Raw genomic sequence first — 14266 nt, 5'->3', positions numbered from 1 at the left:
GGCGGCTTTCTTTAAGTTTTCATTAATTTGTCATCTGGGCAGACTTGACAGGTGTTGCAGCAGTTTGTCTGCGGTGACATGACCGACCAGACGGTAGTCGCGTAACTCCTGGCCGGCGGCGTTGTAAAACAGCATGGTCGGCGGGCCGAAGACCTGCAGTGCCTGCAGCATTGCCTGGTGGCCCTCGGTATTGTCGGTCATATCCAGCTTTAACAAGAGATAATCATCCATTGCTGCAACCACTGACGGATCGCGGAAGGTGGTTTTCTCCATGGTTTTACAATCGGTGCACCAGTCGGCGTAGAAATCCAGCATCACCGGTTTTTGCGTGTTTTGCAGTCTGGTGTGGAGTTCATCAAGATTATTGATCTTGCTGAATGCCAGCTGTGACGGTTGACCCGCAGTGGAGCCCGGGCCGGCAGCAATGACCTGCAGTGGTTGCCACAGGCTGTGGCTACCGCTGGCGCCCCCGACCATCAACAAGGCACCGTAGATTAGTAAAATCAGACCTATGCCTTTGAATAATTTGGTCCAGCCGCTGGCATCGATCTGCAGGCTGTTTAGCGCCCCCATGTAAACCGCACACACAATCAGTAAACCGCCCCATAACATTAGGGTCAGCCAGCCGGGCAGGAGTCGTTCCAGCATCCAGATGGCAAGGCCGAGCAACAAAACACCGAAGATGGCTTTGATCACGTTCATCCAGTCACCGGCACGGGGCAGTAATGAGCCGGCAGAGGTACCGATAATCAGCAGCGGAATACCCATGCCGATACTGAGTGCGAACAGCGCCAGTCCGCCCAAAAAGGGATCGGCGTGCTGGCCGATAAAAATCAGGGCGGCAGCCAGCGGTGGTGCCAGGCAAGGGCCGACAATCAGTGCCGACAGCAGGCCCATCACCGCCACACCGATAAAACTGCCCCCTTGTTGACGGTGGGTCAATTGATGCAGCCGATGCTGCAGTGTGTGTGGCAGTTGTAAGTTATAGAGACCAAACATCGACAGGGCCAGTAAGACAAACAGCAGGCTGAAACTGCCGATAACCCAGGGGTTCTGGAACATTGTCTGCAGATTTTCACCCACCAGACCGGTCAGCACACCTGCGGCGGTGTAGGTGACGGACATTGCCAGCACATAAATCAGAGACAGGCTGAAGGCTCGGCGGGTGGTGATTTTTTCGCCTTCACCGACAATCACGCTGGACAGGATTGGAATCATCGGCAACACACAGGGGGTAAAAGTCAGCAGCAGACCGAGGCCGAGAAAACCGAAGAATATCTGAACCAGGTTGTCCTCGGCTAATTTCTGCGCCAGCCGGTCCTGTTCACTGAGGGGGTTGTTGTCATTGCTGATTGTCTCGCTGGCCGGAACGGGAGCGAGGGAGTCCGTGCTTGCCGCTGTTGCCGCCGGCAGCGTTAAATCAACCTGCTGCACACTGGGTGGGTAACAAATACCGAAGGTTTCGGAACAGCCCTGAAAATAGGCTTTCAGAGTGATCTGCTGGGCAGCCTGTGGCCGGTTGAGTGGCAGTTTCAGTGCCAGGTCGTGATGGTAAACCTCAACCAGACCGAAGGTTTCATCATTTTTATTTTCACCTGGCGGCAATACAAAATTACCCAGCCGGACATTGTCGTTAGCGAGAATCTCAAAGCGCAACTTGTCGCGATAGAGATAATTACCTTCCATCACCTGCCAATGGGCGATCAGGGTGTTGGCATCATCGACTTCTGCGCTGAATTGAAAGGCTTCTTCCACCAGCGGTGGCACCTCATCTGACGGACCCAGTCCGAGTCCTTCCAGAAATCCGGGTCGCGCATTGGCGCTGGAAACCAGTAACAACAGAAATAAAAATAAAATTTTTTTCATCATTCTCTAGGGCTTGCCATCACAGTATTTAGCTAGACAATCTTAGCAGTGCTAAGTTACATCCGTCTGCTCCGGGGTATGCCTGTTGTCACAATGCTGTAATAATTGCCACATTTTGGTAAGCAACTGACGGTATTAACGTGGAAATTAAAGATATCCATCAGCTAGAAAAGCAGGCTTATAAAAAGAGCCATGGCGAACTCACCCGTATTGGGCTGGCCCTGGTTTTCATGGTGTTGGCGCTGATATACAGCTACAACATTAGTGGTGACGGCACCAGTAGCCTGATCCTTGCCATCGCGACGGTATTCGGTGCCTACATGGCAATGAATATCGGCGCCAACGATGTCGCAAACAATGTCGGTCCGGCTGTAGGCTCAAAAGCTCTGACCATGGGCGGCGCGATAATGATTGCGATGATTTTCGAGGCTGCCGGTGCCATTATCGCCGGTGGCGATGTGGTCTCGACCGTCAAGAAAGGCATTATCGATATTAATGGCTTTGACGGTAACACGCAGGACTTCGTCTGGGCGATGATGGCCGCACTCCTGGCGGCTGCTTTATGGTTGAATCTCGCTACCTTCGCGCGGGCTCCGGTATCCACCACCCATTCTATTGTCGGCGGTGTAATGGGGGCAGGCATAGCTGCTGCCGGTTTCAGCATTGTTGATTGGGGCACAATGGGCGCCATTGCCAGTTCCTGGGTTATCTCGCCAGTCATCGGCGGAGTGATCGCTATCATCTTTCTGTTTGCGATCAAGAAAACCATCATTTTCCAGGAGGATAAAATCACCGCCTCATCCAAATGGGTGCCGGTTTATGTTGCCATTATGGCCTGGGCTTTTGTCACCTACCTTGTGATCAAAGGATTGAAAAAAATCTGGGGTGGATTCATCAATTTTCTCAATGAAACCTTGTTTTTCAGCTTCGAAGCCGCTAGCAAGCCCAGTTTTATGGATGCGCTTTTAATTGGTCTGGTGGTCGGCATTCTGGTCTATTTTGTGGTTAAGCGTACAGTCAAACGTCGTCTGCCGCGACTGACCAATGACCGTGCCAGTGTGAATGTGCTGTTCACGATTCCACTGGTTTTTGCCGCTGCGCTGCTCAGTTTTGCCCATGGCGCCAATGACGTTGCTAATGCTATCGGTCCACTGGCGGCGATCCATGATGCCATCATCACTGGCGGCATCACTGCTGAGGCTGGTATTCCTTTCTGGGTCATGGCTGTAGGGGCTTTCGGTATTGCCCTGGGGCTGGCGCTGTATGGTCCGCGCCTTATCCGCACTGTCGGCGGTGAAATTACTGAACTGGATCAGATGCGTGCCTTTTCGATTGCAATGGCCGCTGCGATTACCGTGATTATTGCCAGTCAACTCGGTCTGCCGGTCAGTACCACTCACGTCGCCATCGGTGCCGTGTTTGGTGTCGGTTTTCTGCGTGAGTGGCTGGATCGTGCGGAAAGCCTGGAAGATGAAATCGAGCAGGATGAGCGTGAAATTCAGGAAGAGAAGCGACTGCTCAGCGCCTTACGTAGCGAGCTGAATGTGCTGATGGAGAAAAAACAGAAGACGGTCAGTGACTATGAACGAATCACTGCGCTGTACCAGGCGATTGATGAAGAAAAAGGCATGCTGAAAAAAGCCAAGAAGACGCTGAAAAAAGAGAAAAAGAACCTCTACGTTAAACGCGACATGGTCAAAAAAATTATCACTGCCTGGTTAATTACCGTTCCGTCTGCTGCCGTATTGTCAGCCTGTCTGTTCTATACTATCCGGGGCGTAATGAGCTGATTGCGGCCAGTCAGACTGTCATCTATTGATCATCATATTGTCATAGTCTTAGCCGCTTTTGACACGTAAGTAGTGACTTACACCTGGATTGATACAGGGATATCAATGGCTTAGCGATTTGTTATCAAACTGTAATAATTGCTTTGTATGATGCAGATGTAATCTAATGACTGGGAAGGCTTTATGGCAACAAGTGTGTTGGTAGTCGAGGATGACGTAGCGATCCGGGATATGTTGTCTTTTACGCTCAAGCAATCAGGGTTCAGTTGTGAAGCGGTAGGAGATGGCGAAGCCGGCCTTGACGCGCTTAAGCATCATCAGCCCGATATGATCCTGCTCGACTGGATGTTACCCGGCATCGACGGCATTGAGTTTATCCGACGGCTGCGTGCCAACGAGTTTCTGGCCAATATCCCCGTGATCATGCTCACTGCCAAGGGCGAGAGTGAAGATATGGTCAAAGGACTGGGTGTTGGTGCAGATGACTATATCAACAAACCTTTTTCACCGCCGGAGCTGATGGCCCGAATCAAAGCGGTTCTGCGTCGCTGTCAATCTTCAGATCCCGATGAAGCGCAAAAACTGCAGTTCGATAAGCTGGTGCTGGACACCAAGAGCCACCGTGTCACCGTCGATGACAAACGGGTGGAGCTGGGCCCCACCGAATTCCGCTTGCTGCATTTCTTCATGAAAAACCCGGAACGCGCCTATGGTCGTTCACAACTGCTGGATTATGTCTGGGGCGACACGGTATATATAGAAGAGCGTACCGTCGATGTGCATATCCGCCGCCTGCGCAAAGCGCTGGAACCCAGTGGCCATGATCATCTGGTGCAAACGGTACGGGGTGTGGGTTATCGTTTTTCTGTTGATTAACGGTTCCTGAGATGCAATGGGATAGTTGGCGGCTGCTGACGCTTATCAGCCTGGCCGGGTTTTGTGGTCTGCTGTTTGGGCAGATGATGAGTTTTATGTTTCTGGCGGTGCTGGTCTATGCACTGTGGCTGCAGCATAATTGGTACAAGCTCAAGAAATGGCTGGAAAAGCCCAAGAAAAACCGTTCCCCCAGTGCTGAGGGAGTCATTGATGATGTTTGCCGTGCTATCGAGCAGATGCGGCAGCAAAACAGCAACCGCAAGAAAAAACTCACCGGCTATCTCAAACGTTTTCAACAAGCCACTGCGGCATTGCCTGATGGCATAGTGGTACTGGGCGAATATGGCGAAGTCGAATGGGCCAATCAGTCGGCACGGGAACTGCTCGGCGTCCGCTGGCCCCGTGACAATAATGTCAGAATCAACAACCTGATTCGCGATCCGGCTTTCCAGTCCCTGCTGGAAGATCCACTCAAGCTGGGCAATGTTGTGATTGTCAAATCCCCGCACGATGAAACCATGCAGCTGGAACTGAAAGTCGTCAGCTATATGGGGGCGGGAAGACTATTGATTGCCCGCGATATTACCCAGACCATCAAACTGCAACGCATGCGCCGCGACTTTGTGGCCAATGTCTCGCATGAACTGAAAACGCCGTTGACCGTGCTGCGCGGTTACCTGGAAGCCTTCACTGATGAGACCGACCCTGAACAGTGGCGCCTGGCATTGCCGGCGATGCGCCAGCAGAGTGAGCGTATGCACCTGATGATCAAGGACCTGCTGGTATTGTCACAGCTGGAAACCGGGGAGAAAGCTCTGCGCAGAATCCCGACCGATGTCGGCAAATTACTGCAGTCGATCATTGAGGATGCCCGGACGCTGGAACATTACCGTGACCATCAAATCAGTCTGGAGCTCGATACCGAGCGCTGGCTGGTCTGTGATGTCGATGAGATCCGCAGTGCTGTTTCCAACCTGGTATTCAATGCGGTCAAGTACACACCTGAAGGCTGTGAAATTACCATCAACTGGTCTCTGGATAAGGACGGTGCCTGTCTGACGGTGGCCGATAAAGGAGAGGGCATTGCCGAACATCATCTGGAGCGGCTGACCGAGCGCTTCTACCGGGTTGATAAAGGCCGCAGCAACGATAAAGGCGGTACGGGGCTCGGGCTGGCCATCGTCAAACACGTTCTGCAGCGTCACGGCGCCAGACTGGAGATCAGCAGTGAACTGGGTCGTGGCACTACATTCAAGTGCTGCTTTCCGGCTACCATTGTGGTCGAAAAAATCACGGTATAACAGTCGTTTAAAGCAGTTTTGGCCGCAGTGTCATACAACTGTCATATTTCTTTCATATCCTTGTCACAGTCTCAATTCATACTTTCCCAGCGCTAAACGTGAAACGCGTTGCATTTTTCTTTTAACTTGGGAGCTGAACAATATGTTCAAGAAAAACATCGCCCTGCTGGGTGCTGCTGTCACGATGGCTTTCTCATCGGTTACTTTTGCTGATGTGGATGCCAATCTGCCTGACTACGAAAAAGTCAGTGGTATTTCAGGTAGCCTGTCGAGCGTTGGCTCTGACACGCTGGCCAATCTGATGACATTGTGGGCGGAAGAATTCAAACGCGAATATCCGAATGTCAGCATTCAGATTCAGGCTGCCGGTTCTTCAACTGCACCGCCTGCCCTGACTGAAGGGACTTCTAACTTTGGTCCGATGAGCCGCCAGATGAAAGACAAAGAGCTGGCTGCCTTCGAAGAAAAATACGGCTATAAACCGACAGCGATTCCTGTCGCTATCGACGCCCTGGCTGTCTATGTTCATAAAGATAACCCAATCGAAGGTCTGACGATTCCACAGGTCGATGCCATTTTCTCTGCCACCCGTAAATGCGGTTATCCAGAAGACGTCACCAACTGGGGTCAACTGGGTGTAGAAAACCTGGGCACGATTCAGCTGTATGGACGTAACTCAGTATCCGGAACCTATGGTTATTTCAAAGACAACGCATTGTGTGAAGGTGACTTCAAAGACAGCGTTAACGAACAGCCTGGTTCTGCTTCAGTAGTCCAGGGTGTCACCAAATCGCTGAACGGTATTGGTTATTCCGGTATCGGTTATAAAACGTCTGGTGTGAAAGCGGTGCCTCTGGCGAAAGAAGAAGGCCAACCGTTTATCGAAGCGACACCGGAAAACGCCGCCAGTGGTGAGTTCCCAATGGCTCGTTTCCTCTGGGTTTATGTTAACAAGCACCCGAACAAACCGATGTCTCCGATTGACCGTGAGTTCATCAAAATGGTCCTGTCTAAAACCGGTCAGCAAGTGGTTGTAAAAGATGGCTATGTGCCGCTGCCAGCCAGTGTTGCTGAAAAGGCAATGGAAAAAATTCAATAAGTTTTATTGAAATGACAGATAAAACGCCCCGTACCGTACTGAGTGCGGGGCGTTTTGCTGTTAAACAACCCTGAACCGGTTGCTGCAGCCGGTTCAGGATTGTTTCGAATCACACAATACGGGTAATACTCGATGCAAGAACAAACAGCTGACGAAAAAACCGTGCTGCCGGCACCGGATTCCACCGTTGCAAAGCGCCGTCGTGCCTGGCGCGAAATTAAAGACAAGGTTGCCAGATACGGGGTCGGCTTTGGTGGTATTTCGGTCATTTTCGCCATTGTGCTGATTTTTTTCTATCTGCTTTACGTGGTGCTGCCTTTGTTTCAGGGTGCCAGCCTGGAAACCCGTACCATCTACCAGACTGAGCAGACGAACAGTCGCTTTCTGACCCTGAACGAATACAATGACGTCGCCTTGTCAGTGAATGAGAACGGCACTGCAAAATTCTTCGAAGCCGAGAACGGTAATGCCATGCTCAGGGTCGATTTACCGGTCAATGCCGGGGATATCACCACTGCTTCGGCCGGTGCTGCGGTGACCGGCGTGTTTGCATACGGTATGGCTGATGGTTCGGCGCTGGTGTTTAATCAGGACTACAAAATCACTTATCCCACCGGCACTCAGCGCAAAATTATCCCTCGCATTGAATACCCGCTTGGTGAAGAAGCGGTGGTGGTTGATCCTGAACGCCAGCCATTGGAACTGCTCAGTGTGCAGAGTTATGACGACAAGACCACCTTTGCAGCCGTCACGTCTGATCAGCGTGTGGTGCTGAAATCCGTTATCCGCGAAGCAAGCTTCCTGGACCCGTCAGAATTCACGCTGGAAGAGGAGTCAGCATCGATTAGCCTGACAGGTGCCGCTAGGATCACTCATCTGCAACTCGACATCGATCAGCGTGAACTCTATTTCGTTGATGATAAAGGCTTTATTTATTTCTATGATGTGCAGGACATCGAAAGCCCGCGGTTGGTGCAAAAAGTGAAAGCAGTCCCGACCGGTGTCAGCGTGACCACGCTGGAGTTTTTGACCGGCGGTATTTCGGTGCTGGTTGGCCGCAGCGATGGTCAGATTGATCAGTGGTTCCCGGTCCGTGACAAGGACAACAACTACTTCCTGCACAATGTTCGCAGCTTCAACGACCAAAAAGCAGCGATTGTTGCAATTATGGTAGAGCAGGCGCGTAAAGGCTTTCTGGCACTCGACAGCAGCGGCAAAATCGGTGTGTACCACACTACGGCCGAACGTACGCTGCTGGTAGAACCGCAGCTCGAGAGTGCAAATGCCGTGGTGGCCCTGTCACCGCGTGCCAACGGTCTTATCAGCCTCAACGCCGACGGTCAGGCCAAACTGATTCATATTGATAATGAACATCCTGATATTTCCTGGCACTCGCTGTGGGATAAAGTCTGGTACGAAAGCCGTAGTGAACCGGAACATATCTGGCAGTCGTCTTCAGCCAGTAGTGACTTTGAGCCCAAATTCAGTCTGACACCGCTCACTTTCGGCACCATCAAGGCCGCGTTCTACGCGATGTTGGTGGCCGTGCCGCTGGCAATTATGGGCGCGATTTTTACTGCTTATTTCATGTCGCCGAAGATGCGTTCCATTGTGAAGCCGACCATCGAAATTATGGAGGCGCTGCCGACGGTGATTCTGGGATTTCTCGCCGGTTTATGGCTGGCACCGATTGTCGAAGATAACCTGCCCGGCGTTTTCACCATCCTGTTCATGCTACCGCTGATGATTATTCTCACTGCCTGGGCCTGGACCAGGCTGCCACGACGCTGGCGTGAAGCGATTCCTGACGGCTGGGAAGCGGCCATTCTGATTCCGATTGTGATTGGGGTCGGTATGGTGTCGATGTCACTCAGCGCCAGCATCGAACTGTGGCTGTTCGACGGCAATATGCCGCAGTTTCTGAATAATATCGGCATCGATTTCGATCAGCGCAACTCGCTGGTGGTGGGGTTAGTCATGGGCTTTGCCGTTATCCCAACGATTTTCTCGATTACCGAGGATGCCATCTTTGGCGTGCCCAAACATTTGACTATCGGTTCACTGGCGCTCGGTGCGACCCCCTGGCAGACCATGACGAGAGTGGTGTTACTGACGGCCAGTCCGGGTATTTTCTCGGCAGTGATGATCGGTCTGGGCCGCGCTGTCGGCGAGACGATGATTGTTTTGATGGCGACCGGTAACACGCCGATTATGGACTTCAACATCTTTGAAGGTTTCCGTGCCTTGTCAGCCAATATCGCGGTGGAAATGCCGGAAGCGGAAGTTAACAGTTCGCATTACCGGGTACTGTTCCTGGCTGCACTGGTACTGTTCATGGCCACTTTTGTACTGAACACAGCGGCTGAAGTGGTCCGCCAACGTTTACGTAAGAAATACAGCACCCTGTAATGGATAAAACAATGTCACAGCATTCTTCAATCAAAACCTGGTTCAACAGTGGTAAGCCCTGGGTCTGGCTTAATGCCGGTGCCGTCAGTATCAGCCTGGTTATGGTGGTGGGGCTGTTGCTGCTTATCGCCGTACGCGGTCTGAGCCATTTCTGGCCTGCCGATATCATGGAACTGAGTTATCAGGAGCCTGGGCAGCCTGCTGAAGTCCTGATTGGTGAACAGGTGGATCATGAATCGGTTCCGGCAGCGCGTCTGGCCCTGTCTGGTGTGCAGTTACCCGAAGGTCAGGAGTTTGCCCAGCGCACTCTGCTTAAAGTCGGTAACCGTGACTATTTCGGCCTCGATTTCCGCTGGATTAATGATCCGTGGATTACCGATGTCCGTTACCCCGAAGACATTATGGCGATAGAGCGTCGCGAGTGGGGTAATTTCTATGGCTACCTTGTCAATGTGAAGCAGGAAGGTGAAGTCGTTGCCAGCGGTGAAGGCGCCTATCAGGAGTTTGTGCAGCGACTGGCGCGCAGTAATGAACTGATGCGTCAGATCAAAACGCTGGAAAAGGATGACATCGGCAAGATCAATCATGGTCTGGAAGAAATCCGACTGGAAAAACGCCGCCTGCAAATGGATGACGTGCCGGAAGGCACAATGCCTTACCAGGAACTGGAAGAGCAAAAACAGCAACTCAATGATCGCTATGCCAAGCTGCGTGAGGAACTGGGCGATTTATACCAGGCACTGAACCGGGATCAGATCATGGTGCGGATGTCGGATGGTCGTGAAGTCGAGATTCCGCTGGCCAAGATTGTACAGGTCTACAAACCTAATGGCATGGGCATCAGCGAGAAGCTCGGCCAGTACTTCCACCATGTCTGGGAGTTTGTTTCAGGCGAGCCCCGTGAAGCCAATACCGAAGGCGGTATTTTCCCGGCGATTTTCGGTACTGTGATGATGGTCATGATCATGTCGGTGCTGGTGACGCCGTTTGGCGTGATTGCCGCCGTCTATCTGAAAGAGTATGCCAGGCAGGGACCGGTTGTGCGGCTGATTCGCATCGCGGTGAATAACCTGGCCGGGGTGCCATCGATTGTTTACGGCGTGTTCGGTCTGGGCTTTTTTGTCTACTTTATCGGTGGCAGCATCGATGAAATCTTTTTCCAGGCGAAACTGCCGTCGCCGACATTTGGTTCACCGGGCCTGCTCTGGGCTTCCCTGACACTGGCGATCCTTACCGTACCGGTGGTGATTGTGGCGACGGAAGAGGGGCTTTCACGGATTCCACGTGCGATTCGCGAAGGCAGTCTGGCACTGGGGGCGACCAAGGCTGAAACCCTGTGGCGTACTGTATTACCCATGGCCGCCCCGGCGATGATGACGGGGCTAATTCTTGCCGTGGCCCGGGCGGCCGGTGAGGTCGCACCGCTGATGATGGTGGGCGTGGTGAAACTGGCTCCCGCTCTGGCTGTCGATAATATTGCGCCCTACCTGCATCTGGACCGGCAGTTTATGCACCTGGGCTTTCATATCTACGATGTCGGTTTCCAGAGCCCGAATGTCGAAGCAGCAAGGCCATTGGTTTATGCCACGGCATTCCTGCTGGTCTTGATTATTATTGTGTTGAATCTGGCAGCGATTGGTATTCGTAATCGTCTGCGTGAAACTTATAAAGCAACTGAGAGTTAACCCATGCAAGCAGTCAACGAACAAAAAAACGTGGCGCGTGGTATTGATATTGAATCCATGCAACGGGGTCCCCGCGTCAACCTGGCAAATGAAACGCTCTGCCTGGAAGTGAAGGACTTCAATCTTTTCTACGGTGAAAAGCAGGCTTTGCACGGTATTAACATGCGGATCCCTAAAAACCGGGTGACAGCTTTTATCGGCCCCAGTGGCTGTGGTAAGTCGACCCTGCTGCGCTGCTTTAACCGCATGAATGACCTGATTGACTCGGTCAAGATGGATGGGCAGCTGTTACTCGACAAGATGGAAATTAATTCGCCATCGGTCAACGTCGCCGATCTGCGTCGTCAGGTGGGTATGGTGTTTCAGAAGCCCAACCCGTTCCCCAAGTCGATTTATGAAAATGTGGCTTACGGCCTGCGCCTGCAGGGTGTGAATGACCGCGTCACGCTGGATAAAGTGGTGGAACAATCACTCAAAGGCGCCGCATTGTGGGATGAGGTTAAGGACCGTCTGCATGACTCGGCCATGGGCTTGTCCGGCGGTCAGCAGCAGCGCCTGGTGATTGCCCGCGCCATTGCGATTGAACCGGAAGTCTTGCTGCTGGACGAACCTGCTTCAGCACTGGACCCGCTGTCGACGCTGAAAATCGAGGAGCTTATTTACGAGCTCAAGGAAAAATACACCATCGTGATCGTGACGCATAACATGCAGCAGGCGGCGCGGGTGTCGGATTACACTGCCTTTATGTACATGGGCGAGCTGATTGAGTTCGGCGCGACTGATGAGTTGTTTACCAACCCGTCCAAGAAGCAGACAGAAGACTATATTACCGGTCGTTACGGTTAATGCCGGTGCCAAGGAGACATGAAGATGGTAAGCAATAATTCTCAACATATTTCTCAGCAGTTCGAAAATGAACTGCAGGACATCCGCTCCCGCGTGCTGGCGATGGGCGGAGTGGTTGAACAGCAGGTGGCCAACGCCATGGAAGCCTTGGTGACCGGTGACAGTGAAATGGCGCGTGAAGTCATCACCTTTGATGAGCAGGTGAATGAGATGGAGATCTCGATTGATGAGGAATGCATCCAGATCATCGCGCTGCGTCAGCCAACCGCCAGCGATTTGCGCTTGGTGACCGGTATCGAGAAAACCATTACCGATCTGGAACGTATCGGTGATGAGTCGGTCCGCATTGCACGGATGGCGATTAACCTGTCGGAAAAAGACCGGCCAAAACGGAATTATCGGGAACTGCAAAGTCTCGGTAACCATGTTCGCGGCATGTTGCGCGATGCACTCGATGCCTTTGCCCGCTTTGATGTGGAAATGGCCCTGCGTGTTGCCAAGGAAGACCGCGAGGTCGATGCCGAATATGAAGGCATTCTGCGTCAGCTGATGACCTACATGATGGAAGACACCCGCCAGGTTTCCCGTGTGGTCGACATGATGTGGTCAGCGCGTTCGCTCGAACGCATCGGTGATCATGCCAATAATATCTGTGAACATATTATTTACCTGGTGGAAGGTAAGGACGTTCGTCATCTCAGTATTGAGAAGGCGGAAAAAGTCGTTAAGGGTGAGCCCATCGACTGATTTCATGGTGTTAATTTCTCTCTGGTTGCTTTGGCCCGTCTCGCATGAGACGGGCTTTTTTTTGCCAAGTGATTGTTTATAGCTGCCTCGCTGGGGCAGAATAAGCAGGACCATGACAGAAGAATCTATACAGCCAAGCTCACACGACGTACTCGCCGCTGTCGATCTTGGTTCCAACAGCTTTCATATGATCATTGCCCGCCTGCGTGACGGCCACTTTCAGGTAGTCGACCGATTGCGTGAAATGGTGCAGCTGCGTGCCGGCCTTGATAAGGATAATTACCTGTCGCTGGAAGCGCAGGAACGGGCGCTGGCCTGTTTGGAACGTTTCGGTGAACGCATTCGCCACCTGCCTTTCGGTGATGTGCGCGTGGTCGGTACCAATACCCTTCGGATTGCGCATAATTCGCGCCGTTTTCTGCGTCAGGCGCGACTGGCACTGGGGCACCCGATTGAAATCGTCACCGGTGAAGAGGAAGCGCGGCTGATTTACTTAGGCGTTGCCCACGCACTGGCGTTTGATAACAGCCGACGACTGGTCATGGATATCGGTGGCGGCAGTACCGAGTTTATTATCGGCGAGGGTTTTCAGGGCCGGATGCGCGAAAGTCTGGAAATGGGTTGTGTCAGCTACTCACAGAAATATTTTGCCGATGGTTTGACACCGGCGAGTTCGATGCAGCGGGCGATGCTGGCTGCAGCAAGACAAATCCGCACTATTCAGCGCCCTTATCGTCAGGCCGGCTGGAGCGAGGCTATCGGCGCTTCCGGCACCATCCGCTGTGTCGCCAATATCTGTAAAGAGCAGGGCTGGGCTGATGATGGTGTGATCACCGCGGAAGCCCTGCAGAAAATGGTGCAGCATCTGATTGATGCCGGCAGTGTGGACGCTGCCGGTTTGCAGGGCCTGAGTGAAGAGCGCAGCAAAGTGATTACGGGAGGTTTGTGCATACTGGCGGCGGCTTTTGACCGGCTCGGTATTGATAAAATGACCGTGTCCGATGGTGCGCTGCGCGAAGGGCTGCTGTATGACCTCTTGGGCCGGATTCAGCATGATGATGAAAGGGATCGCACCGTAGTCGCGCTGGCACGGCGCTATGATGTGGATGAAGCCCACGCCGAGCGGGTGTCTGTGATGGCGACCCAGTTGTTTGAGCAGGTCGCGCGGGACTGGAAACTGGATTATGAAGAGTTGCTGCACCGGCTGCAGTGGGCCTGCAAGCTGCATGAAGTGGGCTTGGCGATTTCCCATCACCAGTTTCACAAGCACTCGGCCTACCTGGTCGGTTATTCCGATCTGCCCGGTTTTTCCCGTGAGGAGCAACAGGTGCTGTCAGTGATGGTGCGGGGTCAGCGTCGCTCTTTCGCCAAGAAACATATCAAGAAACTGCCGGATGAATTACAGCTCAGCACCGAGCGGCTGACGGTGTTGCTGCGGCTGGCCATGGTATTTAACCGCGGCCGCAGTGAACGGGCTGATACCTATCTCAAACTGCGGATTGAGGGTAAAAAGCTGGTGCTGACCCTGCCGCAGGACTGGCTCAAGGAGCACCCGCTGACCGAGGCCGATCTGGCCCATGAAGCGGAGCATCTGAAGAAGATCGATCTCAAACTGGTGGTCGTCGCTTAGCCAGAACTCCGCCGCTG

The 14266-nt window shown here is 52.8% G+C and carries 10 protein-coding genes; 9 read left to right on the top strand and 1 reads right to left on the bottom strand.

Translation table 11 applies throughout. From position 1 onward, the window contains the following. Positions 1 to 30: 30 nt before the first annotated feature. The gene (dsbD, locus tag FH755_RS02995) at positions 31 to 1866 is read right to left on the bottom strand and encodes a protein-disulfide reductase DsbD (protein ID WP_292438534.1); all 1836 of its coding nucleotides are present in this window, start codon (positions 1864 to 1866) and stop codon (positions 31 to 33) included. A 140-nt stretch (positions 1867 to 2006) separates the two neighbouring features. On the opposite strand from dsbD, the gene FH755_RS02990 reads away from it, so the two are divergent. The 9 genes from FH755_RS02990 to ppx all read left to right on the top strand — a co-directional run bounded on the left by FH755_RS02990 (position 2007) and on the right by ppx (position 14249). After that, on the top strand, positions 2007 to 3656 hold the full coding sequence (locus FH755_RS02990) for an inorganic phosphate transporter (protein ID WP_292438532.1): 1650 nt from the start codon (positions 2007 to 2009) through the stop codon (positions 3654 to 3656). 183 nt (positions 3657 to 3839) lie between these two features. Next, positions 3840 to 4532, top strand: a complete 693-nt coding sequence (gene phoB / locus FH755_RS02985) for a phosphate regulon transcriptional regulator PhoB (protein WP_292438530.1) — start codon at positions 3840 to 3842, stop codon at positions 4530 to 4532. 11 nt (positions 4533 to 4543) lie between these two features. Next, complete coding sequence (gene phoR, locus FH755_RS02980) at positions 4544 to 5833, top strand: phosphate regulon sensor histidine kinase PhoR (protein WP_292438528.1); 1290 nt, start codon at positions 4544 to 4546, stop codon at positions 5831 to 5833. A gap of 142 nt (positions 5834 to 5975) precedes the next feature. Then, the gene (locus FH755_RS02975) at positions 5976 to 6932 is read left to right on the top strand and encodes a phosphate ABC transporter substrate-binding protein PstS family protein (protein WP_292438526.1); all 957 of its coding nucleotides are present in this window, start codon (positions 5976 to 5978) and stop codon (positions 6930 to 6932) included. A 132-nt stretch (positions 6933 to 7064) separates the two neighbouring features. Continuing rightward, positions 7065 to 9341 carry an ABC transporter permease subunit gene (locus FH755_RS02970; protein WP_292438524.1) on the top strand — a complete coding sequence of 759 codons (2277 nt, stop codon included), beginning with the start codon at positions 7065 to 7067 and terminating at the stop codon, positions 9339 to 9341. An 11-nt stretch (positions 9342 to 9352) separates the two neighbouring features. After that, positions 9353 to 11026, top strand: a complete 1674-nt coding sequence (gene pstA / locus FH755_RS02965) for a phosphate ABC transporter permease PstA (RefSeq protein ID WP_292438523.1) — start codon at positions 9353 to 9355, stop codon at positions 11024 to 11026. Positions 11027 to 11029: 3 nt separating this feature from the next. Beyond that, on the top strand, positions 11030 to 11872 hold the full coding sequence (pstB, locus tag FH755_RS02960) for a phosphate ABC transporter ATP-binding protein PstB (RefSeq protein WP_292438521.1): 843 nt from the start codon (positions 11030 to 11032) through the stop codon (positions 11870 to 11872). Between the two features lie 24 nt (positions 11873 to 11896). Next, positions 11897 to 12619 (top strand): phosphate signaling complex protein PhoU, encoded by a 723-nt coding sequence (gene phoU / locus FH755_RS02955; RefSeq protein ID WP_292438520.1) that lies wholly within the window; start codon positions 11897 to 11899, stop codon positions 12617 to 12619. A gap of 112 nt (positions 12620 to 12731) precedes the next feature. Then, entirely contained in the window at positions 12732 to 14249 is a 1518-nt protein-coding gene (gene ppx, locus FH755_RS02950) for an exopolyphosphatase (protein WP_292438518.1), read from the top strand. Positions 14250 to 14266: the final 17 nt, after the last annotated feature.

The organism is Methylophaga sp. (assembly GCF_009711715.1).
Lineage (GTDB): Bacteria > Pseudomonadota > Gammaproteobacteria > Nitrosococcales > Methylophagaceae > Methylophaga.
Note: the sequence above shows the minus strand (reverse complement) of the source record. Positions and strands in the feature narration are given on the sequence as shown.